The sequence below is a fragment of the Pseudomonas sp. Bout1 genome, from assembly GCF_034314165.1.
Classification (GTDB): Bacteria; Pseudomonadota; Gammaproteobacteria; order Pseudomonadales; family Pseudomonadaceae; genus Aquipseudomonas.
The window spans coordinates 3,601,822-3,624,504 of record NZ_JAVIWK010000001.1 but is presented as its reverse complement, the minus strand read 5'-3'; the positions used below and the strand labels follow the sequence as shown (position 1 = coordinate 3,624,504).

The 22,683-nt window shown below is 60.6% G+C and carries 22 protein-coding genes; 14 read left to right on the top strand and 8 right to left on the bottom strand.

Annotated elements, in window-relative coordinates:
- Positions 1-39: 39 nt before the first annotated feature.
- Positions 40-897, bottom strand: a complete 858-nt coding sequence (locus tag RGV33_RS16930) for an SDR family oxidoreductase (RefSeq protein ID WP_322145246.1) — start codon at positions 895-897, stop codon at positions 40-42.
- Between the two features lie 99 nt (positions 898-996).
- Positions 997-1,269 (bottom strand): DUF2790 domain-containing protein, encoded by a 273-nt coding sequence (locus RGV33_RS16925; protein ID WP_322145245.1) that lies wholly within the window; start codon positions 1,267-1,269, stop codon positions 997-999.
- 305 nt (positions 1,270-1,574) lie between these two features.
- Between RGV33_RS16925 and RGV33_RS16920 the strand changes: the two genes are divergently transcribed.
- From RGV33_RS16920 to RGV33_RS16880, 9 genes are all read left to right on the top strand, one after another.
- Positions 1,575-2,498 (top strand): dihydrodipicolinate synthase family protein, encoded by a 924-nt coding sequence (locus tag RGV33_RS16920; protein ID WP_322145244.1) that lies wholly within the window; start codon positions 1,575-1,577, stop codon positions 2,496-2,498.
- Between the two features lie 99 nt (positions 2,499-2,597).
- Complete coding sequence (locus RGV33_RS16915; RefSeq protein ID WP_322145243.1) at positions 2,598-3,701, top strand: ABC transporter ATP-binding protein; 1,104 nt, start codon at positions 2,598-2,600, stop codon at positions 3,699-3,701.
- Positions 3,702-4,583: an ABC transporter permease gene (locus RGV33_RS16910; protein WP_322145242.1), complete on the top strand. Its 882-nt coding sequence runs from the start codon at positions 3,702-3,704 to the stop codon at positions 4,581-4,583.
- Positions 4,580-5,377, top strand: coding sequence for an ABC transporter permease (locus tag RGV33_RS16905; RefSeq protein ID WP_322145241.1), 798 nt, complete (start codon positions 4,580-4,582; stop codon positions 5,375-5,377). The genes RGV33_RS16910 and RGV33_RS16905 overlap by 4 nt, the downstream gene beginning before the upstream one ends.
- Before the next feature lie 140 nt (positions 5,378-5,517).
- A complete protein-coding gene (locus RGV33_RS16900) occupies positions 5,518-6,561 on the top strand; it encodes an ABC transporter substrate-binding protein (RefSeq protein ID WP_322145240.1) in 1,044 nt (347 codons plus the stop codon).
- Between the two features lie 44 nt (positions 6,562-6,605).
- Complete coding sequence (locus RGV33_RS16895; RefSeq protein WP_322145239.1) at positions 6,606-7,589, top strand: aldo/keto reductase; 984 nt, start codon at positions 6,606-6,608, stop codon at positions 7,587-7,589.
- 8 nt (positions 7,590-7,597) lie between these two features.
- Entirely contained in the window at positions 7,598-8,443 is an 846-nt protein-coding gene (locus RGV33_RS16890) for an amidohydrolase family protein (protein ID WP_322145238.1), read from the top strand.
- A 25-nt stretch (positions 8,444-8,468) separates the two neighbouring features.
- Positions 8,469-9,053 carry a DUF1349 domain-containing protein gene (locus RGV33_RS16885; protein WP_322145237.1) on the top strand — a complete coding sequence of 195 codons (585 nt, stop codon included), beginning with the start codon at positions 8,469-8,471 and terminating at the stop codon, positions 9,051-9,053.
- A gap of 10 nt (positions 9,054-9,063) precedes the next feature.
- Positions 9,064-9,504 carry an RbsD/FucU family protein gene (locus RGV33_RS16880; RefSeq protein ID WP_322145236.1) on the top strand — a complete coding sequence of 147 codons (441 nt, stop codon included), beginning with the start codon at positions 9,064-9,066 and terminating at the stop codon, positions 9,502-9,504.
- A 55-nt stretch (positions 9,505-9,559) separates the two neighbouring features.
- On the opposite strand, the gene RGV33_RS16875 is transcribed toward RGV33_RS16880, so the two are convergent.
- Positions 9,560-11,116 (bottom strand): altronate dehydratase family protein, encoded by a 1,557-nt coding sequence (locus RGV33_RS16875; protein ID WP_322145235.1) that lies wholly within the window; start codon positions 11,114-11,116, stop codon positions 9,560-9,562.
- A gap of 130 nt (positions 11,117-11,246) precedes the next feature.
- Positions 11,247-12,167: a LysR family transcriptional regulator gene (locus RGV33_RS16870; protein ID WP_322145234.1), complete on the bottom strand. Its 921-nt coding sequence runs from the start codon at positions 12,165-12,167 to the stop codon at positions 11,247-11,249.
- 268 nt (positions 12,168-12,435) lie between these two features.
- Here RGV33_RS16870 and RGV33_RS16865 point away from each other — a divergent pair, with 268 nt between their 5' ends.
- From RGV33_RS16865 to RGV33_RS16855, 3 genes are read left to right on the top strand one after another with little or no spacing between them, the layout of a single operon-like run.
- A complete protein-coding gene (locus tag RGV33_RS16865) occupies positions 12,436-13,248 on the top strand; it encodes a shikimate dehydrogenase (RefSeq protein ID WP_322145233.1) in 813 nt (270 codons plus the stop codon).
- 33 nt (positions 13,249-13,281) lie between these two features.
- Positions 13,282-14,529 (top strand): DegT/DnrJ/EryC1/StrS family aminotransferase, encoded by a 1,248-nt coding sequence (locus tag RGV33_RS16860; protein WP_322145232.1) that lies wholly within the window; start codon positions 13,282-13,284, stop codon positions 14,527-14,529.
- Positions 14,530-14,553: 24 nt separating this feature from the next.
- The gene (locus tag RGV33_RS16855; RefSeq protein WP_322145231.1) at positions 14,554-16,149 is read left to right on the top strand and encodes an aldehyde dehydrogenase (NADP(+)); all 1,596 of its coding nucleotides are present in this window, start codon (positions 14,554-14,556) and stop codon (positions 16,147-16,149) included.
- On the opposite strand, the gene RGV33_RS16850 is transcribed toward RGV33_RS16855, so the two are convergent.
- On the bottom strand, positions 16,134-17,339 hold the full coding sequence (locus RGV33_RS16850; RefSeq protein WP_322145230.1) for a multidrug effflux MFS transporter: 1,206 nt from the start codon (positions 17,337-17,339) through the stop codon (positions 16,134-16,136). The genes RGV33_RS16855 and RGV33_RS16850 overlap by 16 nt on opposite strands.
- A 146-nt stretch (positions 17,340-17,485) precedes the next feature.
- Between RGV33_RS16850 and RGV33_RS16845 the strand changes: the two genes are divergently transcribed.
- The gene (locus tag RGV33_RS16845) at positions 17,486-18,382 is read left to right on the top strand and encodes a LysR family transcriptional regulator (RefSeq protein WP_322145229.1); all 897 of its coding nucleotides are present in this window, start codon (positions 17,486-17,488) and stop codon (positions 18,380-18,382) included.
- Here the strand turns inward: RGV33_RS16845 and RGV33_RS16840 are convergent.
- From RGV33_RS16840 to RGV33_RS16830, 3 genes are all read right to left on the bottom strand, one after another.
- Positions 18,359-19,555: an iron-containing alcohol dehydrogenase gene (locus RGV33_RS16840; protein ID WP_322145228.1), complete on the bottom strand. Its 1,197-nt coding sequence runs from the start codon at positions 19,553-19,555 to the stop codon at positions 18,359-18,361. The genes RGV33_RS16845 and RGV33_RS16840 overlap by 24 nt on opposite strands.
- A 13-nt stretch (positions 19,556-19,568) precedes the next feature.
- Positions 19,569-21,050 carry an APC family permease gene (locus tag RGV33_RS16835; RefSeq protein WP_322145227.1) on the bottom strand — a complete coding sequence of 494 codons (1,482 nt, stop codon included), beginning with the start codon at positions 21,048-21,050 and terminating at the stop codon, positions 19,569-19,571.
- 277 nt (positions 21,051-21,327) lie between these two features.
- Positions 21,328-21,687 carry a helix-turn-helix domain-containing protein gene (locus RGV33_RS16830; RefSeq protein WP_322145226.1) on the bottom strand — a complete coding sequence of 120 codons (360 nt, stop codon included), beginning with the start codon at positions 21,685-21,687 and terminating at the stop codon, positions 21,328-21,330.
- 99 nt (positions 21,688-21,786) lie between these two features.
- Between RGV33_RS16830 and RGV33_RS16825 the strand changes: the two genes are divergently transcribed.
- The gene (locus RGV33_RS16825) at positions 21,787-22,536 is read left to right on the top strand and encodes a glucose 1-dehydrogenase (RefSeq protein ID WP_322145225.1); all 750 of its coding nucleotides are present in this window, start codon (positions 21,787-21,789) and stop codon (positions 22,534-22,536) included.
- Positions 22,537-22,683 lie beyond the last annotated feature (147 nt).

Sequence of the window (22,683 nt, the reverse complement as noted above, 5' to 3'; positions counted from 1 at the left end):
GCGAGCAAGCCCGCTCCCACACTGGATTTACCTCCTGCGTTAGAGAATCGGCTTGCCGCCCGTTACCGCATACCGCGAGCCGGAGATGTAGCTGGCCTCATCCGACGCCAGCAGGACATAGATCGGCGCGACTTCCACCGGCTGCCCGGGGCGGCCAAGTGGCGTCTCGCTGCCGAAGCTTTGCACATCTTCCTCGGTCATGGTCGAGACAATCAGTGGCGTCCAGATCGGGCCCGGAGCCACGCTGTTCACCCGGATGCCCTTGCTGCCCAGCAGTTGCGCCAGGCCGCCGGTGAAGTTGGCAATCGCGCCCTTGGTCGCGGCATACGCCAGCAACGTAGGCTTGGGCATATCGGAATTCACCGAGCTGGTATTGATGATCGAGCCGCCGGGCTTCATGTGCGGCAGCGCGGCCTTGCAGATGCGAAACATGGCGGTGATGTTGATATCGAAGGTCTTGACCCATTCCTCGTCGGGAATCTCCTCGAAGGTCTCGTGGGTCATTTGGAATGCTGCGTTATTGACCAGCACATCGATACGCCCGAATTGCTCTACGGTCTTGTCGACAATCATTTGGCAGTTGGCCTTTTGCGCGAGATCCCCAGGCAGCAGCAGGCATTGGCGGCCGGCTTCTTCCACCCAACGGGCGGTTTCTTTTGCGTCCTCGTGCTCATCCAGGTATGCGATGGCAACGTCGGCACCTTCGCGGGCGAAGGCAATCGCCACGGCACGCCCGATGCCGCTGTCGGCGCCGGTGACCAGGGCTATCTTGTTGGCCAGGCGGCCAGAGCCGGTGTAAGTCTTTTCGCCGCAGTCCGGGTACGGTTCCATTTTCTTCTGCGAACCGGGAACGGATTGGGCCTGGCTGGGGAAGGGTGGGCGCGGGTAATCAGTCATCTCAATCTCCATAGATCACAACGGGTTCTATGGATTAGTGATTTTGCGCGCGGAAATAGTTGTAACCGATTTCCGCCAGGCCCGACGAATGGTTAGCAGTCAACCGTGCTGGCACGCATCGCCCAGGCGCATGTAGTCCAGTTCGTGCCGTACGCCGTGGCTGTCGATATAAACCATGTGCCCCTTGACCGGCCCGCACTCGGTGGAGGATTCGGAACTCACGCGTACCACCTTGGCAATATCCAGGTCCTGGGAGTAATCGTACGCCTCGCTGGCGGGTACGCTGGCACTCGCCGCGGGCGCAGGGGGTTCACCCTGGGCGACGGCCAGGGTGCTGAACAGGCCCAGCAGGGCAATAAACAGGTAACGCATGACAACCTCCAGCGCCATGAGGGCGACTTGACTGTGGTTGGCATTCTACAAAGCGGGCCGCACGAGGCTGAACGGGTTCCGGCCAATAGAGCTCATCAGCGAAAACGATAGAAGCGCCCGTTGGGCCGTAATCAAAAGTCGATGCCGGCCCGGCAACCGCAGGGGATAGCCAGCGGTTATCGGCAGCGGCGCACTTCTCATTACTCGTCCCGCATCAAGTGCAGTACTTTTCATTCGGCAGCCAACCACAGCGTCATGACGGCCTAGGGCCGTGGCTGATCACCCCAATGGAAGAGGTTCTTGCAATGCAAACAACTGGGCCGTACTCGGGGCTTTTTCCTGTTGCTCCCACGCCTTTCAACGATGCCGGCGAGCTCGATTTCGAGGGGCAGGGGCGTGTACTGGACTGCATGATCGACCAGGGCGTCGACGGTATCTGCATCCTGGCCAATTACTCGGAACAGTTTCTGCTCTCGGATGAAGAGCGCCGCCAATTGACTGAGTTCTGCCTGGAACATGTGCAGGGTCGTGTGCCGGTGATGGTCACCTGCAGCCACTTCAGTACCCAGGTCGCCAGCCAGCGCGCACGTCACGCCGCAGACCACGGGGCCAGGTTGATCATGATGATGCCGCCCTACCATGGCGCGGGCATCAAGCTGGAGCCGCGATTGATCAGCGAGCATTTCGCCCGGGTAGCAGAGGCATGCCAACTGTCGATCATGATCCAGGATGCACCGCTCAGTGGCGTGACGCTGTCCACCGCGTTTCTGGCGGAAGTGGCACGCACCTTGCCGCTGGTTCGTTACTTCAAAATCGAAGTGCCAGGCACCGCCGCCAAGCTGCGTCAGCTGATCGAACTGGGCGCAGGCAACATCGTCGGCCCGTTCAATGGTGAGGAGGCGATAACCCTTATGGCCGACCTGGATGCCGGGGCGCGTGGCGTCATGGCCAGCGCGATGATTCCCGACCTGATCCGGCCCGTGATGGCCGCCCATGCCGAAGGTCGTCGCCAGGATGCCATCCAGGCCTATGAGCGGATCTTGCCGCTGATCAATTACGAGAACCGTCAATGCGGCCTGCGTGCGGCGAAAACGGTGATGAAGGAGGGCGGGGTGATCAAGTCTGACGCCGTGCGCCATCCCCTGGAAATGCTGCACCCGAAAACACGCGAGGGCCTGCTTGAACTGGCCAGCGCGGCCAACCCGATTGCGTTGCAATGGGGGCGGTAAGAGGGCCCCCGGCGTCAATCGACGGCGTGAAGGTGGCTGGGCTATAAGGTGTCTGACGTGTGCTGGTATTTGTCTAGGGCTCGGGTGAGAACAAGAAAAATGACTGTTTTAGCGAACGCTGTTTTGTCCACGGGTACGTCGGAATTGATTCGTCTCGTTGATGTGACGAAGTCATACGGCAGTATCAACGTGTTGAAGCCGGTTAACCTGGAGATCAAAGACGGGGAGTTTCTGACTATCCTGGGTCCGTCCGGGTCCGGCAAAACCACTATTTTGCGCATGATTGGCGGGTTCACGACACCGACATCGGGGCAGGTGTTATTGCGCGGAACCGACATTGTCAGTTTGCCGATCTTCAAAAGACCGTTTAATACGGTGTTCCAGGACTACGCGCTCTTTCCGCACATGACCGTGGCGGGCAATGTGGGGTACGGGCTGCGTATTCGCCGCCTGCCAGCCGCTCAGATCAAGGCCAAGGTCAGGGCCGTACTGGAAACCGTCAACCTGGCAGACAAGGCCGACCGCTATCCTGCGGCACTTTCTGGCGGCCAGCGTCAACGCGTTGCCCTGGCACGGGCCATCGTCTGTGAACCGCAAGTGATCCTGCTCGACGAGCCCCTGGCGGCGCTGGACGCCGAACTGCGTCGATCCATGCAGGATTTCCTCAAGGACCTGCAACGAAGAATTCGCACCACCTTTGTGTTCATCACCCATGACCAGGAAGAGGCGATCGCCATGTCAGATCGCATCGCCGTGATGGACCATGGCCGCCTGATTCAAGTGGGCACCCCCCAAGAGATCTACTACAAGCCCAAAACCGAGTTTGTCGCCAAGTTCTTTGGAGAAAACAACTTGCTGCCGACCACCCCGAAGGGCGCCTCCTTCATTGAGAGCCCACTGGGTCAACACGCTTCGCCCGGGGGCATGGACAAGGCGCTGCAAATAGCCATCCGGCCTGAAAGTTTCAGCCTGCATGACGGCGCCGAATGCAGGGCGGACGAGCAGGTCACCACCGCGAAGCTTGAAGGCCTGACCTTCCTTGGGCCTACCACCCAGTTATCACTTTCTCTGGGCAGTGCGGCGGCGCATCGCATCAAAGTCCGCTTGCCGACTGCGCTGTGCGCCAATCATCTGAGGGTTGGCGCCCAGGTTTCGCTGCGCTGGTCAGCGTCCGATGTCAGCTTTGTGCCGAGAGAAGCCTAGATGACCACCCTGACTTTGGAAATGGAACCTGCCAGCCCGAAGCGGCTGCAGCTCACCAGGATCCTGGTGAAACTCCTGATTTATGGCGTTCCCACCGTCATGATCCTGGTACCGCTGGTGTCGTTCCTGGCGTATAGCTTTTTAGAGCAGAAGAATGGCGTTTTGACGGGAAGCCTGACCTGGGCGAACTATGCAGGCTTTTTTGCCGGCAGTTACCTCAAGGTCTTTCTCGGCACGCTGAAGCTGGCCTTCTTCGTTGCCCTGGTAGCGTTGGTGTTTGGCTACATTATTTCCTACTTGATATGGCGCCTGGAGGGATCGGCACGCTACCTGCTGCTGTTGCTCAGTGCCTTGCCCCTGGTGATGAACTACGTCGTCAAGATTTACGCGATGCGCAGCATTCTGGGGTACAGCGGGTTCTTGAATTCGCTGTTGTTATCCCTGGGGGTAATAGACGCGCCCAGCCGGCTGTTTATTTTCAACCAGACCGCCGTAATGATCGCGATGGCGGTGATCTATCTGCCGTTTGGCATATTGCCGATATTCCTGGCGCTTGATCGTATTCCACCCTCGCTGATCGCCGCCGCTGCCGACCTGGGGGCCAAGCCCGGCTGGACGTTTTTAACCATCGTCCTTCCCTTAAGTTTGCCCGGGTCGATTGCCGGTGCGTTGTTTGTGATGGTGATCGCCATTGGTGACTACCTGACCCCGCAAATGGTCGGTGGCAGCGAGGGCTTCACGTTCGGGCGCGCCATCTGGAGCCAGTTCGGCATGGCGTTCAACTGGCCACTCGGTGCTGCGCTGGCGGTGGTGTTGTTGGTCGCGGTGATCGCAATCATCGGGCTTGCCTCCCTTGTTTCCCGTATCGGGAGAGTAAAATGACCCCCATGGAACGTGTCACGCTCACTGTACTGTGGGTGATCGGTATCTTGGCGTTTGCCGTGCTCTATGCGCCGGCAGCCATTGTGGTGACGCTGTCGTTCTTCAGCATTAAAAACCATCAGATTGACTGGTCGGATTTCAGCTTGCAGTGGTACGGCAAGTTTGCGCAAAACAGTCAGTTGCTCGACTCACTGGGTAACTCGTTGTGGGTGGGAGCTTGCGCTGTGGTGGCGGCGACGATTATTTCGCTGGCGCTGGCCTACTACATGAAGACCGGCGCGCGTAAGGGTCAAAAATATATCGAGTTCGTTATATTTTTGCCGTTCGTATTGCCCGCCATCATTACCGGTATCTCATTGCTGGTGGCCTTTAGAGAGGCAGGCCTGGAACGGAGCCTGGTGACCGTTACCATCGGCCACGTTGTGCTGATACTGGCGGTTATCTATCGCATGATCATGATCCGGCTGGACACACTTGAAGACTCACAAATCGAGGGCTCACTTGATTTGGGCGCCAACGGTTTTGAGACCTTTATCTATATCGTGTTCCCTCAGTTACGTTCGGCATTAGTGACAAGTTCCCTGCTGGCGTTTGCACTGTCGTTCGACGAAACATTGGTTACCTTCTTCCTGGTCGGAGGCGACAGCACACTCCCCATGCGGTTGTGGGCAATGATGCGAACCGGCTTCACCCCGGAAATCAATGCCCTGGTCTCGGTAGTGCTGTGCGTCACGCTAATGTGTGCAGCGCTGGGTGCACTGTCGTTACGTCAAAGTATTGAGCGCAAGGCATAACAACAATACGGCTTTACCGATATTGAATCATTTTTTACTGCTGGGCAGGTGTCGTGCAAGACGAGCGATCACTAAGCGGGCCAACTATCACGCCCAAGTAGTTCGCGCATAATAATTTAAAAGTATCGAGAGAGAACGACATGAAAAGACGTGATTTTTTGGCTTTAAGTACCGTCGTTGCGGCCAGCGCGCTTATTACTCCAGGTTTCATACGCACCGCTGGGGCGGCGAGTAAAGAACTCAGGGTGCTGACGTGGGAAGGTTACGCAGACGACCAGTGGGTGAAGGCGTTCGAGAAAAAAACCGGCGCTTCCGTCTCCGTCACTTACGCGGCCAGCGTGGATGAAATCTTCGCAAAAATGACCGCCTCCAAAGGTGCCGATTATGACGTGATCGCCATCGAGACTTCTTCTTATAAACGTCTGACCCAGGAAAAGCTGATCCAGCCGCTCGACGTGGCCAAGTTGCAAAACGCCAAGAACCTGATGCCTACTTTCCAGGACGTGTCAGCGATCAAGTTTGATGGCAAAACCTACGCGGCCCCCTTCGCCTGGGGCTCGATCCCACTGATATACAACGCCGACGTCTTTAAAGTGGCCCCGGACAGTTGGGAAGTGCTTTGGGATGAGAAATACAAAGGTCGGATGATTATTGTGGACGATGCCAACAACGCCATTGTGACGGCCGCGTTGACACTGGGCATTAAAGACCCGTTTAACTTGACCGATGATCAATTCACCCTGATCAAGAGCAAACTGCTTGCGCAAAAGTCCAATATCGCCAGTTATTATTCCGGCTTTGATGACGGGGTGAGCATCTTTGCCCAGGGCGGCATCGACTTCATGATGTCCATGGGCGAACCCCAGGCGGCCATGCTCAAGAAACGCGGGGTTAACGCCGAACTCACGATTCCCAAGGAAGGGGCAATTGGCTGGATTGATTGCTGGTGTATCAGTGTCAAAGCCCGGGACGTAGGCCTGGCGCACGCCTGGGTCGATGCCATGCTTGAAAAAGACGTGGGCACTTATATCAGTGAAAAGACCGGCTACGGTAACTCCACTAACGAAGATGCGAATATCAAGATTGGCCTGACGTATTCCGACAAGTTGGTATTTCTGCAGGCGCCCGAGGATTTCGGACGCCGCATAGAGCTGTGGAACGAGATTAAAGCAACTTCGGTTTAATGACGTTGCGACACCGATAAAACAAGCAGTAAAAGGATAAGTACATGAAAGCACTATTCGAGGCTGTACCGCTGGGCCTTACCGACCTGCGAGTGAGCCGGCTGGGCGTTGGCACTACGGCAATCGGTGGCCTTTATTCGCCTACCAGCGCGACCGGCGCCGAAGACACCATGCAGGCTGCCTGGGACACGGGCGTTCGCTTCTTCGACTCCGCGCCCCAATATGGCAACGGCATGGCTGAACAGCGCCTGGGCGCTTTTTTACAGCACAAGCCTCGGGCTGATTACGTGGTGTGCACCAAGGTCGGGCGCCTGCTGCGGGTGCCTGCAACACCAGTGGTTGACGGTTACTACAAAGGCACTCCGCCCGAGCGGCCGGTGTTTGATTTCAGCTATGACGGGGTGATGACGTCAGTGGAGGAAAGCCTAGTTCGCCTGGGTCTCGATCGCATTGACGTGTTGCACATCCATGACCCCGACAACCATTACCCGCAGGCCATCGAGGGCGCCTATAAAGCGCTCGACCGGTTACGTGCTGACGGCACCATTGGTGCGGTCGGTGCTGGCATGAACCAGAGCAGCATGCTTGCCGAGTTTGCCCGCAATGGTAATTTCGACTGCTTCCTGCTGGCGGGCCGCTACACCTTGCTGGAGCAGGGCGCCCTGACAGAACTGTTACCGCTGTGCGTTCAAAAAAACATCTCGATCATTATTGGTGGGGTCTACAACAGCGGCATTCTGGCCAACCCTGGTGCCGGCGCAAAATTCAATTACGAAGACGCCGACCGGGCCCTGATAGACCGCGCCTTGAAGCTCGAGAAAGTCTGCCTGAGCCATGGCGTACCGCTCAAAGCGGCAGCCATCCAGTTTCCACTGGCTCACCCTGCGGTAGCCAGCGTGCTCACGGGGCCCAGGACTCCCACGGAAATGTTTGAAAACGCCGAGCTGTTCCGCACCCCGATCCCAAGTGCGCTGTGGCACGATCTCAAGGCCCAAGGGCTGATCGCTGCCGACGCGCCCACAGCGTGAAGCGCCTCATGCCAAGCGCGATCATCGATACCCATCAGCACTTCTGGGACCTGTGCAGCGGAAGCTATCCCTGGATGGCCGGTGATGCGATGCGTCCCCTGCGGCGCAATTTTGGCCCGCAGGACCTGCTGCCACTGTTGGTTGAAAACGGCGTCAGTGCCACGATCGTTGTGCAATGCAGGCATGACCTGTCGGAAACCCGAGACCTCCTGGCGATCGCCGCGACCTATGATTTTGTGATCGGCGTGGTCGGTTGGGTTGACCTCGAGTCAGTCGACGTGCCCGCGCAAATCGCCGCCTTGCGTGCATTGCCCGGTGGCGACAAGCTGGTGGGCATTCGCCATAACGTCCACGACGAGCCCGATGCCGAGTGGCTGTGCCGGCCTGCGGTACAGGCCGGCGTTGGGGCCGTCATAAGCGCCGGGTTGACCTTCGACCTGCTGGTGCGCAGCAGGGAATTAGCGGCGGCCACTCGTCTGGTACAGCGCTACCCGCTAGGTCGTTTCGTGCTCGACCATCTCGCCAAACCGCCCATCGCCGAAGGCTTCAGCGGCGCCTGGCACGCAGCGCTGGAGGCACTTGCCCAAAGCGACAACGTCTGGTGCAAGGTCTCGGGGTTGGTCACTGAAGCGGCCGCCGGCGCCAGCGCCGAAACCTTTGACCGCTACACGCGAATCGCCCTGGACGTGTTCGGCCAGACCCGGATTTTATTCGGCTCGGACTGGCCCGTCTGCACCCTGGCCGCAACGTACCTTGAGGTGAAGACCATCGCTGAACGCCTCGTCGTCAACCACCCGGAGCTGGCGACGCGATTTTTCCGACTCAACGCTATCGACGCCTATAACCTGGGTTAATGCCCTGCAAGAAAAGGACAACGACATGAGTATCGACTTTGGCACCGGAACCTGGCTGAACCCACCCGCCGATTGGGCGGAAGACGGCACGGGCCTGACCCTGACGACCGATGAAAAAACCGATTTCTGGCGCAAAACCCATTACGGTTTCGTCCGCGACACCGGGCACTTTCTGGGCTTCCCGGCGGCCAACGGGTTCACGGCGCAGATTCGTATCCAGGGCGAGTTCCGTACGCTTTACGATCAGGCCGGCCTGATGGTGCGGATTGATGAAACGCGCTGGATGAAAACCGGCGTGGAGTTCACTGACGGCGAGTTATTCCTGAGCACGGTCATCACGGACGGCCAGTCCGACTGGTCGGTGTCCCAGCCGTTCAAGGAACTGGAGGACTTCTATCTGCGGGTCACCGTCGGTAACGGTGCGATGCGTATCCAGGCCTCGCGTGACGGTACCTTCTGGCCGCTGTTGCGCCTGGCGCCGTTCCCGCAGGCCGACCACTATCAAGTGGGCCCCACGGCCTGTACGCCGGAACGCAGCGGCCTGACGATTCGATTTTCAGAGTTTTCCATCGGCCCGGCCACCACCAAAAACCTTCACGACCTGAGCTAAAGGACTTCCCATGCTGATTGGTATTGACCCGATCCTGAACGCCGACATCCTGTTTGCACTGCGCGCAATGGGGCATGGTGACGAGATCGTCATCGCAGACGGCAGCTTTCCCGCGCAAACCGTGGCCAAGCGGCTGATTCGCATGGAAGCGGCCGACCTGCCACGCATGCTGAAGGCCGTGCTTTCGGTGATGCCGATTGATGAGTCCGAACCCGATCCGGTGGTAGGCATGCAAGTGATCGATGAACCTGACACTGTCGTCACGGCGCACACGGTCATCCAGGGCGTACTGGACGCGTTGCCCGGTGCGTCACCGACGCTGAGTCGCATCGAGCGTTTTGCTTTCTACGACCGCGCCAAGGAAGCGTTCGCGATTATCGCAACGGGCGAAACCCTGTTTTACGGCAACGTGATCATCCGTAAAGGCACCGTGGACCTGGGCGGCAACTGACACTGGTTGGGCAAATAAAAAGGGGACCTTCGGGTCCCCTTTGTGCTGTGCGCGATCAGGTGATTGCGCCAATCTGCCAGGGCACAAACTCATTCTGCCCGTAACCGTGGGTTTCGCTCTTGCTGGGCTCCCCGGACGCCACGCGTAACATCATCTCGAAGATATAAATGCCGCGCTCCTCGATGGTGTCGGTGCCGTCGGCGATGCCGCCACAGTTGACGTCCATGTCTTCCTCTTGATGATTGAACATGTGCGAGTTGGTGGCGATCTTGATCGAGGGGGAGGGCGCACAGCCAAAGGCCGAGCCCCGGCCGGTGGTGAACGCCAGCAGGTTGGCACCGCCCGCCACCTGGCCGGTGGCCGAAATAGGGTCGTAGCCGGGCGTATCCATGAAGACCAGGCCGTGGGCGGTGACGGCTTCGGCGTATTCGTAGACATCCACCAGGTTGGTGGAGCCGCCCTTGGCCACGGCGCCCAGGGACTTCTCAAGGATGGTGGTCAACCCGCCGGCCTTGTTGCCAGCCGATGGGTTGTTGTTGAGTTCGGCATTCATGCGCTGGCAATAGCTTTCCCACCACCGGATACGGGCAATGAGTTTTTCACCCACCTCGTCGCTCACGGCACGGCGCGTCAACAGGTGTTCGGCGCCATAGATCTCCGGTGTTTCGGACAGGATCGCCGTGCCGCCCGCCGCCACGAGCCGGTCGACCGCGTTGCCCAGGGCCGGGTTGGCGGTGATCCCGGAGTAACCGTCCGAACCGCCGCATTGCAGGCCCACGACCAGGTGGCTGGCGCTGACTGCCTGGCGCTGCACCAGGTTGGCGGCGGGTAGCAGGGCCTTGATCTGCTCAATGCCGTTGGCGATGGATTTGGAGGTGCCACCCACACCCTGGATGGTGAACACGCGAAGGTGAGCGCCGGCTTGCAGGTGCTGGGCCTTGAGCAAATCGTCGATTTGGTTGGTTTCACACCCCAGCCCGATCATCAGCACGGAATGGAAGTTGGCGTGCACCGCATAACCTCCCAGCGTTCGCTGCAACATGGCCAGGGCTTCGCCGCCGGGGTCTACCGCACAGCCAATGCCGTGGGTCAGCGCGACCACGCCGTCCACATTCGGGTAAGGCCCAAGGGCTTCGGGATGGATATCGCGCCGGAAGTAGTCGGCGATCGCCCGCGCCACGGTGGCCGAGCAGTTCACCGAGGTCAGCACGCCGATGTAATTGCGCGTCGCCACCCGACCGTCCGGGCGGACGATGCCCATGAACGTCGCCTCGCGGTGCGGGGTGGGTTTGGCATCGATGCCGAATTCGTGACTGCGGGAAAAGTGTGCCATGCCCAGGTTATGACTGTGGACGTGTGCACCGGCCTCGATCGCCACCGATGCGACGCCGATGATCTGCCCATAACGGCGTACCTGTTCACCGGCCTCGATCCGCCGCACCGCGACCTTGTGCCCGGCCGGAATCGCCTGCTGCACCACCACGCCGTTTTCTTCCAGGACCAGCCCGGCCGGCAGCGGCTGGCGTGCAATCAGCACATCGTCGTGGGGGTCCAGGCGGATCGTGGCGGCGGCAATCTGGCTTTGCGCACTTGTTTTGGCAATCAGTTCCATTACGGCACCTTACTGAGGGAAACGCGGATGCAGCGGTATGGCGCGATCCTAACGCCGGCCCGGGCGTGCGGGTAATGAAAATCCAGAGGCTTGGGATAACCGTGCGTTATCTGTGGGCGCGCCGGTAGGGCTACTTCGTCAGCTCTTCGATCAGCAGGTGTGTGAGTTGCGAGAGTTCCACCTGGGTGCGCGTGACGATGGCGAACGGCTCGCTCTTGGGTGTGATGGTGCAGGGCAGGGCGCTCAACATGGCTTGCAATAACGGCAGCTCTGCCACATCGGTGGGCAACACTGCGACCAGGTTGGGGTCGCTGATCAGCAGCAACAACGTGGCAAAGGTGGACGAGGTTTCGATCGGGTGGGCCGGAAAATTCACGCCCGACTCGTGGAACTCGCGCTCCAGCGTCTGGCGCAACGGCATATTCGCCGAGAAGATCACCCAGCCTGAATCGGCCAGATCTTCGAGGGTCAGCGATTCGCGCCCCACCAAAGGATGGCTCGGGTTGGCCATGACCACCAGCGCTTCGGGTTTCATGCTGATGCTGTCGTACGCCGTGGGCCGTGGGCTCACACTGGGGTAACACAGCGCCATGTCCAGGCGGCCCTGGTCCAGCAGGCTCAGTAGTTTGACGCTGGTGTCTTCGACAATCTCGATGGTCGCCTGCGGTTGGCGCTTGCGCAGCCGCAATACGCCCGCCGTGAGCAGCGGTACGCCGCCCATGATCGTGCCGACAGTGAGGCGTCCGCCGTGCCCTTGGAAGATCCCGTGCATTTCCTGGCGCAGGTGAGACAGGTCCGTCAGGATCAACCGCGCGTAGCGAATCGCGCAACGGCCCATGGCGTTGGCGTTCAGCCCTTTACTGGTGCGTTCGAACAGCGTCGCGCCGAGGGTTTCCTCCACGTCGTGCAGCGCCTTGGTGGCGCCGGGCTGGGTGATGCCGATGATCTCGGCGGCGCGGTGGATGGAGCCGTGATCGTCCAGTGCAACCAACAGGCGCAACTGCTTGAGACGAAGGCGCGAGGAGAGGGTTTCCAGGGTTGGCATCGTCATCAGGCGGACGCTTTTTTTAGAGGAGGTGCCCGGCATTAGGCATCAGCAGGCGTGAAAACGCTAGCGACCTGCGAGCGTGGTGCAAGCGCTTGCTGGAGCGCTTTTGCACCCGGGGATAGCCAACGGTTATCGGCAGGGGGTGCACTTGTCATTACTCGTGCGGCATGAAGTGCAGTACTTTTCATCCAGCGGGTTTGGCGGTGTTTGTCATGACGTCGCACTGACCACAAGACGATTCGGGATGTTTTTCAGAACAGGAGCCACGTACATGCCTGACAGGCCAGAAAACACGCCAGAAGTGACGGGCAGAACCCGGGTGCTGGGCATTCTTGCCCACCCCACCGACCATGTAAAAGCGCCGCCCCGGATCAACCGGATTGCCCGTGAGCGTGGCAGTGACGCGATCATGGTGCCGATGAATGTGGCGCCGGAGCATTTCGAAGGCTTCGTCAACAGCCTGCGAACCGTGTTGAGCTTCGACGGTGCCATTGTCACGGTGCCGTTCAAACAAGCCATCTTGCCGTTGTGCGATGAACTCAGTGAGCAGGCCGCCGCCGTGGGGGCTGCCAATGTGATCCGGCGTTTGGCCGATGGTCGCTTCAGGGGTGATCAGTTGGATGGCGTCGGTTTCCTGCGGGGGCTTCAGCATGCCGGCATCGACGTGGCAGGCCAGTCGGTGTACCTGGTGGGGGCCGGCGGTGCGGCGAACGCGGTCGCCTTTGCCCTGGCCCAGGCCGGCATCGCCCGCCTGACCCTGGCCAACCGCAGTGAGCACAAGAGCGCTGAACTCAAGGAACGGCTGTTGCGCCACTTCCCGGCCCTGGCGGTTTCGCTCGGAACCCAGGACCCCAGCGGCCACCAACTGATCATCAACGGCACCTCGCTGGGCATGCATGCGGCCGACCCGTTGCCGCTGGACGTGTCCCAACTGACCCCACAGATGACCGTGGCGGAAGTGGTCCAGGAACCTGAACGCACGGCGTTGCTGATAGCGGCCGAACACCGTGGCTGCCGGGTCCACCTGGGGCGCCATATGCTGGAACACCAGGTGCAGTTGATGGCGGACTTCCTTGGCCTGTAACCGGCCGCACTCATTTCGCAAGAAGGATTGATCATGAACGAATTAGCCATCCATGGCGGGCCCCGCGCTATCGAAGGGACGCTGCCCAGCTTCCGTGACGCGTCCGGGCGCACTTTCGGTGCCGAGGAAGAAAAATTGCTGCTGGAAGTAATCCGATCCGGCAGCCTGTCCTTTCTGGTCGGCCCCAAGACCCGCCAGTTCGAGCAGCGCTTTGCCGAGCTTTACGACGTATCGACCGCAGTTGCTGTCGCCAACGGCACGGCGGCCTTGCATACCGCGGTGATCTTCCTTAACCCGGAACCAGGCGATGAGATCATCCTGTCGCCGGTCACCGACATTGGCACGGTGATCCCGGTGCTCGCGCAGTTGGCGGTGCCGGTCTTTGCAGACGTTGACCCACTGACCCAGAACCTGGACCCGGCCTCCATCGAGAAGAACATCACCCCGCGTACTCGGGCGATCATCGTGACCCATGTGTTTGGTCATCCGGCAGACATGGACGCGATCATGGCGATTGCCCGCAAGCACAACCTGTTTGTCATCGAAGATTGCGCCCAGGCGCACCTGGCGTACTACAAAGGCCAGTTGTGCGGCACCTTTGGCGATGTCGGCTGTTTCAGCTTCCAGCAGTCCAAGCACATGACCACTGGCGATGGTGGCATGGTCATCAGCAATCGCGGCGAATACAACGGGCGCGGCCTGCGTGCATGCAGCGACAAGGGCTGGCCACGCGAGCGCGGTGGCCGCGACCACCTGTTCCTGGCGCCCAATTACCACATGACCGAATTGCAGGCCGCCGTAGGGTTGGCGCAGGTCGAGAAACTGCAGCAATTTGTCGATGCGCGTGTCGCCTCGGCCGATCGCCTGACCGAGTTGCTGGACGGGCTGGCCATCCAGCCGGTGTTGCCGTTGCCGGACACCCTTGGGGTGTATTTCTTCTATTCGTTCCGCGTGGACACGGCGCAACTGACGGTGCCGATGCAGGACGTCATGAAAGCGCTGGTGGCCGAAGGCATCGATGGTTTTATCGGGTACCCGGGCGAGGTGCCGCTGTACAGCTACCCGGTGATCCGCGAGCGCAAGACGTTCGGTACCTCTGGGTTGCCGTTCACCTTGCCGGGCGTCACCCCACAGGATTTTTCCGGCAGCGTTTGCCCGGTGGCGGAAAAGGCCTGCAAGGAAACGGTGTGCATGTGGTGGACCGACCGTTTCGAGGAACAGCACCTGCAAGGCATCGCTCATGCGATTCGCAAAGTACTCAGCGCTTATGGCCGAGGCTGACAGGCAATGAAGGAGGTTATGAACATGTACCCTGTACTCGGCCAGCAGTTTATCGCGGGTGCTCGCAGCGGCCTGGGTGAACCCCGTCACCAGAGCTTCGATGCCGCCACGGGAGAAGCCCTGCCTTGGGCGTTCCACCAGGCCACGCTTGATGAAGTAGGGCAGGCGGCTCTTGCGGCGAAAAATGCCTTTGGTGTTTATCGCCAACTGAGCCCGGTGCGGCGTGCGGAATTCCTTGAGGCTATCGCCGAGGAGCTGGAAGCGCTGGACCAGGATTTCGTCGCCATCGTCTGCCGGGAAACTGCACTGCCCACCGCACGTATCCAGGGCGAGCGCCTGCGCACCAGCAACCAGATGCGCCTGTTCGCCCAGGCGCTGCGCCGGGGAGACTGCCTTGGTGCGCGGATCGACCTGGCACTGCCGGATCGCCAACCGGCGCCGCGCGTCGACCTGCGCCAGTACCGCATTGGCGTCGGCCCGGTGGCGGTGTTCGGCGCGAGTAATTTCCCGCTGGCATTTTCCACCGCCGGGGGCGACACCGCTTCGGCGCTGGCGGCCGGTTGCCCGGTGGTGGTCAAGGCCCACAGTGGCCACATGGCCACCGCCGAACAGGTGGGCTGCGCTATTGAACGCGCCGCCAAGCGCACCGGCATGCCGGCGGGCGTGTTCAACATGATCTTCGGCGAGGGCGTCGGTGCGGACCTGGTCAGGCATCCGGCGATCCAGGCGGTGGGTTTTACCGGCTCGCTGCACGGTGGCAACGCACTGTCCAAAATCGCTGCCGAACGTGCGCAGCCGATTCCGGTGTTCGCCGAGATGTCGAGCATCAACCCCGTCATCCTGCTGCCAGATGCGCTGGCTGCCCGGGGCACGACCATCGCTGGTGAACTGGCCGCTTCGGTGGTGTTGGGCGCAGGGCAATTTTGTACCAACCCGGGCCTGGTAATCGGTATCCGTGGCCCGGCGTTCAGCGCGTTCACCGAGCAGCTCAAGGAACACCTGGCGGGACAAGCACCGCAGACCTTGCTCAATGCGGGTGGCCTGCGCAGCTATGAGAAAGGCGTCAATGCCTTGAGGGCGTGCCCGGGCGTTGCGCACCTGGTGGGGGCACCGCAGGAGGGCAGCAAGGCTCGAGCGCAGCTGTTCAAGGCTGACCTCGCGCTGCTGCTGGAAGGGCATCCGTTGCTACAGGAAGAAGTCTTCGGCCCCACCACCGTGCTGATCGAGGTAGCAGACGATGCGCAACTTGACCAAGCGCTGCGGGCCTTGCGCGGCCAGCTGACGGCGACCCTGATCGGTGAACCGACCGACCTGCTCAACTACCAATGGCTGGTGCCGCTGCTGGAGGAGAAGGTCGGCCGTATCCTGGTCAATGGCTACCCGACTGGCGTCGAAGTGTGCGATGCCATGGTGCATGGCGGCCCTTACCCGGCCACCAGCGATGCCCGGGGGACTTCGGTGGGCAGCCTGGCGATCGATCGATTCCTGCGTCCGGTCTGCTATCAGAACTACCCGGACAGCCTGTTGCCCGCCGCCTTGCAAAACGCCAACCCCCTGGGCATCAACCGGCTGGTGAATGGCGAGTGGTCCCGGGGCTCGGTGGGTCAGGTACGCGACTGAGGCTGAAGGTGCGCCGGCAGGCGGCGCAGCGTCCACCACACAGTCAGCATCGCCGCCACCGCGCTCAGGGCAATGCCGACCAACATGGGCGCCGGTGTATGGTCGGCGAACACGCCGGCCAGGGACATGGCCACGGCGGCGGTGATCATCTGGATCGCGCCCAGCAGCGCCGAGGCCGAACCGGCCACCGCGCCGTGATCTTCCAGGGACAGCACCCCGGCCGCCGGCAACAACAGGCCGAGGAAACCAAAGCCGATAAACAGCAGCGCCATCATCAGCGGCAGGCTATTGCCCCACAGGGTGGTAAGGGCCAGCAAGGTCATCACCGTTGCCACGCCCGCCACCGACCAACGAATCAGCGGCGCCAGGCCGAAACGCGCACTCAGGCGCGCGGTCAGTTGGCTCAGGGCAAAAAACGACGCGGCGTTGAGGGCAAAGCACAGGCTGAATTGCGTGGGCGTAAGCCCGTAGTACTCGATGTAGACGAACGGCGCGCTGCCGATGAACACGAAGAACGTCGCCAGGCCAAAACCGCCCACCACTGACAAACCGGTAAACACCGGGTCGCGCAACAACGCGCCGTAGCTGCCGAATGCATTGCCCAGGGTCTTGCCCAGGCGGCGCTCGGCGGGGTGGGTTTCCGGCAGTTGTACGACGGTCATGATCAGGCACAACACCGCCGCCACACCCAGCACCAAAAACACTTCGCGCCAGCTCCACACCGCGATGATCAGGCTGCCGGCCAGCGGCGCCAGGATCGGTGAAATGCTCACCACCAGCATCAGCAACGCCATCAGTCGTGCGGCCTCGTGGCCGGTGTACAGGTCGCGCACAATCGCCCGCGGAATCACCATCCCGGCACAGGCGCCAAAGGCCTGCAACGCACGAAAGCCAATCAGCGCTTCGATGCTCGGCGCCAGGGCGCAACCAATGCTGCCCAGGATGAAAATCACCAGGCCGGCGTAGATCGGCGGCTTGCGCCCGAACACATCGCTGATCGGCCCGTAGAACAGCTGGCACACCCCGATGATCATGAAGAACACCGTCAGGCTCATCTGCACGGCGGCAGGCGAGGCGTGCAGGCTGGCACCCAGCGTCGGCAAGGCCGGCAGGTAGATGTCGATGGCGAAGGGGCCGACGGCAGTGATCAGCCCCAGCAGCAGGGCGAGGTGGGCGATACTTCGAGGCATGGAGGTTCCGGGCGGCGGTAAAAAAGAGCGGCCAGCTTAGTGATCACCCTGCGGGTATACAAGCCAGGGATTACAGACTGGCTACACATTGACGCGGGCGAGGCGCTCACGTTGAATGGGGCTCTTTTTGCCCCGCGGGAAAGCCAGTGCTCAGAAACGTGACAGACATGGACCTGCGCTTGCTGCGCATCTTTTCCACCGTAGTTAAATGCGGCGGATTCACGGCGGCCCAGGCCGAGCTGAACATGAGCCAGTCGAATATCAGCACGCACATCTCAGGGCTTGAAAAGCGTCTGGGTTATCGGCTGTGCGAACGCGGCAAGGGCGGGTTCCGCCTGACCGAAAAAGGCCAGCGTATCCTCCAGGCATCATCGGTGTTGTTTGGCGCGGTGGATGCATTTCGCGACGAGGCCCAGGACTTGTCCGGGCGCCTGGTGGGCGATTTGTACCTGGGCCTGGCAGACAATATCGCGACCTTGCCCACGGCCCGTATCGATGCGGCCATCGCGCGGTTTTATCAGCGCGCGCACGATATGCACCTGCACATCTTCGTCAACTCGCCCACCGAACTGGAGTTGGCGGTGATTGATGGGCAACTGGACATGGCCATCTCGTACTTCAGCCGGCCGTTGCCAACCCTGGCTTACCAGCCGTTGTACACAGAAGCGATAGGTATTTTTTGCGGGGATCAACATCCGTTGTTTGAAGTGGATTCACCGAGCCTGGAACAGTTGCAGGCCAGCGACTGGATCACGCATGGATTCCTGCCCGCCAACCAGGTGCTGCCGGTGACGCCGCAGCGGGCATCCGCCACCGCCCACCATATGGAAGCGGTGGCCCATGGCGTATTGGCCGGGACGCACTTGGGGTATTTGCCGGGCCATTACGCCCGCCCGTGGCTGGAAAGCGGGAAGATGCGCGCGTTGCACCCCGAGACGCTGCATTACGCGGTGCAACACAGTTTGATCACGCACATCGGGCACCCGCAGAGCGAGGCCGTGCGTGCGTTTATCGACGACTTACGGGCGGAACACCACGTCTAGTTCGCCGTGTACGGCATTGCGAAAGATCTGGCTGTAGTCGCTGGCATCAAGGACACGGGCATTGGTGTCTGACGACGAAATATCGGCAACCGCCTGTTCGCCGACCCAGGGCGCGGCGTCGGCGTGCAGGCCGATTTCAGCCAGGGTGTAAGGGATGCCCAGGCGTTGACGCAGCGCCAGCACCCACGTCAGGAAACCATTGAAATCCGGTTGCGGCAATTCCAGGTAGCGCGCCAGGCGTGCGATGTCGGTGCTGACCACGTCGCGGTTGGCCACCAGCACGTAGGGCAACAGGATCGCATTCAACAGCCCGTGATGTTTGTGGTAGCGGGCACCCAGCGGATGGGCGAGGGCATGCACGCCCCCCAGGCCTTTTTGAAAGGCTACGGCGGCCATCGCGGAAGCCACCAGCATCCCTTCACGGGCAACCATGTCCTGGCCGTCCGCGTGGGCGTTGACCAGGTGCTGCTGGATCAGCCGCACACCTTCGACGGCAACGCCGGACGACATCGGGTGATACAGCGGCGAGCAAAAGGCTTCGATGTGGTGGGTGAGGGCGTCCATGCCGGTGGCTGCAGTCAGGGCGGGCGGCAGGCCCCGTGTGAGCTGCGGGTCGAGGATCACCGTGGCCGGGAGCAACTCGGGGTGGCTGATCACCTGCTTGATGTTCTGTTCGCTCAGGGTCAGCACCGCTTCGCGTCCCAGTTCCGACCCCGTGCCCGCCGTGGTCGGCAGGGCTATCAGGCGGGGCAGGTCCAGGCGCGGGAAATCCGCCAGGCTGGGGTAGCGGGTGATGACCCGGGACCATTCGAAACGCTCCAGGCCTTGCCGGTCGACGGCTGCCAGGCTGATGCCCTTGGCGGCATCCATGGCGCTGCCGCCGCCCAGTGCAATCAGCGAATCATGGCCGCCGGCCTGGAACGTTGCCACGCCCCGGGCTACGTCATCCAGGGTCGGATTGCTGGTGATCTCGCTGAACACCGCGAACGGAATATCAGCCTGGCTCAGGTGGGCTTTCAACAACGCCAGCGGTTCAAGCGCGGTCATGCCGGGGTCGGTCACCAGCAACGGCTTGCGCATCCCGAGCAGTTTGCAGCGCTCGGCGACGACGTCCAGCGCACCTGGCCCGCAGAAAATGTCCGTGGGGTAATTCCAATAGTGAAGGGAAGACATTTGAAACTCCGTGTCAGTGCGTGCGCAAGTGAGGGGTGACGGTGCGTTGATAGGGCTTGGCCCAGAACATATAGATCAAGCCAAGAACCGCGAGGATCGAGAACACCAGAATCACCGCCCACACCTGGAACCATGGCGCACCCGGTGGCGCGAGGGATTCGCGTGGCCAGGCCACGTTGATGCTTTCGAACACCAGCCAGAAGAACGCCGCGAGATTGACTGCGATACCCCAGCGGCCGAGGCTGAAGGTGCCGGGTTCGGCTTTCCATGTGCCGTTCAGGCGGGCGAGCAGGACGCACGTCACCACAATCAGAAACACCATGAAGAAGCCGCCACTGCCAAACGCGATCAGCGTGCCCACCGCCGTGGCGTTCAAGCCCAGTGCAAGGCCAAAGCTGGCGAACAGCGTGCTGAAGACCATCGCGGCAAACGGCACTTTGCGTTTGTCCACCCGGCGCAGCAGGTTCGAGGCGGGCAGGATAGAGTCCCGCGCCATGCCGAATACGGCCCGGCCAATATAGGTTTGCACCGACACCACACAGGCGATGAACGCCACCAGCACCACGGCGACGAAGGGCCGCTCCGACCAGGCGCCAAACGCGTCGACGACGGCGGGCGTTACGGGGTCAACGACACTGCCCGAGACCATCGCGGCCGTGTCGGAGTAGGAGAGGGTGACCGCGAAGGCGGTGAGCATCACGGTCAACCCCACCAGGATCATCGAGCGCAAGATGGCCCGTGGCGTCGAGGTGCGGGCGTCGGCAGTTTCTTCCGACACTTGCGAGCACGCATCAAACCCCAGAAAGGCCCAGCCGCCGACCGCCATGGCAGTAAGGAAACCGGAGAAATACGTACCGTCACCTGGCTGGGTGGCGCTCAGGCCTTCAAACACCAGCGAGAAGGAATGGTTGCGGAAAAACACCAACAGCAGCACACCAATGCCAATGGAAGCGATGGCCTCGGCAACGATCCCTGCATTGACGAAATACTTCAGCGGGTTGATCCCGAACAGGTTGACCCCAAGGCCCAGCAGCAATAACACCGCACCGCTGAACACTTGGGCATTGGCTGCGGGTGGCTCGCCGGTGAAAAACAGCCACAACCAAAAACCGCCGAGGTAGGCCACGGTGGTCAGCGAGGCCAGCGCCGACGCCAGATACATGAATCCGGTAAACCAGGCCCAGCGGTCGCCGGCGAGGCGCTTGACCCATTGGTAACAACCGCCGGCCAGCGGGTATTGGGAGGCGAGTTCGGCATACACCAAGGCAACCAACAGCTGTAGCGCAAGGCACAGCGGCACGATCCAGACCCAGGAAGGGCCGGCGCTCATGGCGCCCAGGGACATCACTGAATAGATGCCGACCACCGGGGAAACAGTGGCGAATCCTACGGAAAACGAAGACCAGAGAGACAAGCCACGATGCAATTGTTGATCGTAGCCTTGGCTGTGGAGCAGGCGCTCATCAGCACTTTGATGCCCAGGTAGAAGGGACATGGGGATTCCTTGAGTCGGCAGACACATTATTTTAGGATCGCCCTTGTGGTCAGGGCGTACCGACGACGCTGGCTCCTTCACGGGAAGGAGTGGTCGGAGCTTAGAGGGTTGAAACATTCCTAAAAATCCATATGTGTTTAGGCTGACATTTGGATTTTTTGATGTTTGGTGGCGAGGCGAGGGAGGCTGAAAACACCTGAAGATGCTCAGGTATTTCATAAGCTATTGATTTAACTCAACTAAATATCCATTTAGTTGAGTTGGGAATTGATGGGCATCAAGGCTGGGCGAGGGTGGCTGCTCGGCGCTCACTGATGCGTTCAACCGCCACTATATGGTCGGTTCCCCATTGGCAAAGTGGACCCAAGGCCCTGGCCAGTGAATGTCCGAAAGGCGTCAGGGAGTATTCGACCTTTGGCGGGATCTCCTTGAAGTCGATGCGGTCGATGATTTCATCGCGCTCCAGCTCTTTCAATTGCTGGATCAGCACCTTGTCTGTCACGCCGCCCACTGCACGTCGCAACTCGCCATAACGGTGAACCCCGCGGGCCAGGTGATACAAGACCAACGGTTTCCATTTACCGCCAATCACTGCCAGGGCGGCGTCGAGCCCGCAATTAAAGGTGCTGTTGGACATGTTTTTGCACTCAGGCTGGGTACTTACCAAAAGGTGCATACTATTCAAAACAATAGCGTAGATCTACGCTTTGAGCCTCAACATTTATGGGAAGTACTCATGAACAGGCTCAACGGAAAAATTGCAGTCGTCACCGGTGGCAACAGCGGGATCGGTTTGGCCAGCGCCATACGCTTTGCGGCTGAAGGTGCACAGGTCGTTATCGTGGGACGTCGCCAGGAAGAACTGGACAAAGCGTTGGCCCTGATCGGGCATGAAGCGATCGCCATCCAGGGCGACATTTCAAATCTGCAGGACCTTGAGCGCGTATTCGCGCAGATCAAGACAGAGAAAGGCCGCGTTGATGTGTTGTTCGCCAATGCGGGCCTGGGGGATCTGGAACCTATCGGGTCGATCACCGAGGAATCGTTTGATCGCACATTTGGCGTGAACGTGAAAGGCACGCTGTTCACCGTGCAGAACGCGCTGCCATTGATGAGCGCCGGCGGCTCGATTGTGCTGACAGGTTCGACGACAGCCTCGATGGGCACCGCGGCGTTCAGTGTGTACAGCGCATCGAAAGGTGCACTGCGAAACTTTGCCAGAAGCTGGGCGCTGGACCTGCAAGGCACTGGCATACGGGTGAACGTACTTTCACCTGGGCCTACGACGACACCCGGTTTGGACAGAGCGTTGTCCGGCACTGGCCAGAAGGACGCGATTGTCGACTCGATGGTGACGCGAGTACCGTTGGGGCGTATGGGCCAGCCAGATGAAGTGGCGAATGCGGCGTTGTTCCTGGCGTCGGATGAGAGCAGCTTCATGACGGGCAGCGAGATGTTCGTGGATGGGGGTTACGCTCAGGTGTGATTGAGCTTCGTCGGCCAAATCGGGACAGGCTGGTTTGGCCGATGAAAAGCCTGCTGTGCTGGTTGAAATCTGACTGGCACTGCCCCTGATGACCTGCCATATGATTACGCATAATGTGGTGCACGTTATGTTAGCGAAGCCGTCCTG

Excerpts from the sequence above, each read along its gene's own strand:
- RGV33_RS16910 (WP_322145242.1), top strand. The coding sequence starts at position 3,702 with ATGACCACCCTGACTTTGGAAATGGAACCTGCCAGCCCGAAGCGGCTG.
- RGV33_RS16830 (WP_322145226.1), bottom strand. The coding sequence starts at position 21,687 with ATGTCCAACAGCACCTTTAATTGCGGGCTCGACGCCGCCCTGGCAGTG.
- RGV33_RS16885 (WP_322145237.1), top strand. The coding sequence starts at position 8,469 with ATGAGTATCGACTTTGGCACCGGAACCTGGCTGAACCCACCCGCCGAT.
- RGV33_RS16905 (WP_322145241.1), top strand. The coding sequence starts at position 4,580 with ATGACCCCCATGGAACGTGTCACGCTCACTGTACTGTGGGTGATCGGT.
- RGV33_RS16915 (WP_322145243.1), top strand. The coding sequence starts at position 2,598 with ATGACTGTTTTAGCGAACGCTGTTTTGTCCACGGGTACGTCGGAATTG.
- RGV33_RS16850 (WP_322145230.1), bottom strand. The coding sequence starts at position 17,339 with ATGCCTCGAAGTATCGCCCACCTCGCCCTGCTGCTGGGGCTGATCACT.
- RGV33_RS16890 (WP_322145238.1), top strand. The coding sequence starts at position 7,598 with ATGCCAAGCGCGATCATCGATACCCATCAGCACTTCTGGGACCTGTGC.
- RGV33_RS16865 (WP_322145233.1), top strand. The coding sequence starts at position 12,436 with ATGCCTGACAGGCCAGAAAACACGCCAGAAGTGACGGGCAGAACCCGG.
- RGV33_RS16930 (WP_322145246.1), bottom strand. The coding sequence starts at position 897 with ATGACTGATTACCCGCGCCCACCCTTCCCCAGCCAGGCCCAATCCGTT.
- RGV33_RS16840 (WP_322145228.1), bottom strand. The coding sequence starts at position 19,555 with ATGTCTTCCCTTCACTATTGGAATTACCCCACGGACATTTTCTGCGGG.
- RGV33_RS16920 (WP_322145244.1), top strand. The coding sequence starts at position 1,575 with ATGCAAACAACTGGGCCGTACTCGGGGCTTTTTCCTGTTGCTCCCACG.
- RGV33_RS16835 (WP_322145227.1), bottom strand. The coding sequence starts at position 21,050 with ATGTCCCTTCTACCTGGGCATCAAAGTGCTGATGAGCGCCTGCTCCAC.
- RGV33_RS16875 (WP_322145235.1), bottom strand. The coding sequence starts at position 11,116 with ATGGAACTGATTGCCAAAACAAGTGCGCAAAGCCAGATTGCCGCCGCC.
- RGV33_RS16870 (WP_322145234.1), bottom strand. The coding sequence starts at position 12,167 with ATGACGATGCCAACCCTGGAAACCCTCTCCTCGCGCCTTCGTCTCAAG.
- RGV33_RS16880 (WP_322145236.1), top strand. The coding sequence starts at position 9,064 with ATGCTGATTGGTATTGACCCGATCCTGAACGCCGACATCCTGTTTGCA.
- RGV33_RS16895 (WP_322145239.1), top strand. The coding sequence starts at position 6,606 with ATGAAAGCACTATTCGAGGCTGTACCGCTGGGCCTTACCGACCTGCGA.
- RGV33_RS16855 (WP_322145231.1), top strand. The coding sequence starts at position 14,554 with ATGTACCCTGTACTCGGCCAGCAGTTTATCGCGGGTGCTCGCAGCGGC.
- RGV33_RS16900 (WP_322145240.1), top strand. The coding sequence starts at position 5,518 with ATGAAAAGACGTGATTTTTTGGCTTTAAGTACCGTCGTTGCGGCCAGC.
- RGV33_RS16860 (WP_322145232.1), top strand. The coding sequence starts at position 13,282 with ATGAACGAATTAGCCATCCATGGCGGGCCCCGCGCTATCGAAGGGACG.
- RGV33_RS16825 (WP_322145225.1), top strand. The coding sequence starts at position 21,787 with ATGAACAGGCTCAACGGAAAAATTGCAGTCGTCACCGGTGGCAACAGC.
- RGV33_RS16925 (WP_322145245.1), bottom strand. The coding sequence starts at position 1,269 with ATGCGTTACCTGTTTATTGCCCTGCTGGGCCTGTTCAGCACCCTGGCC.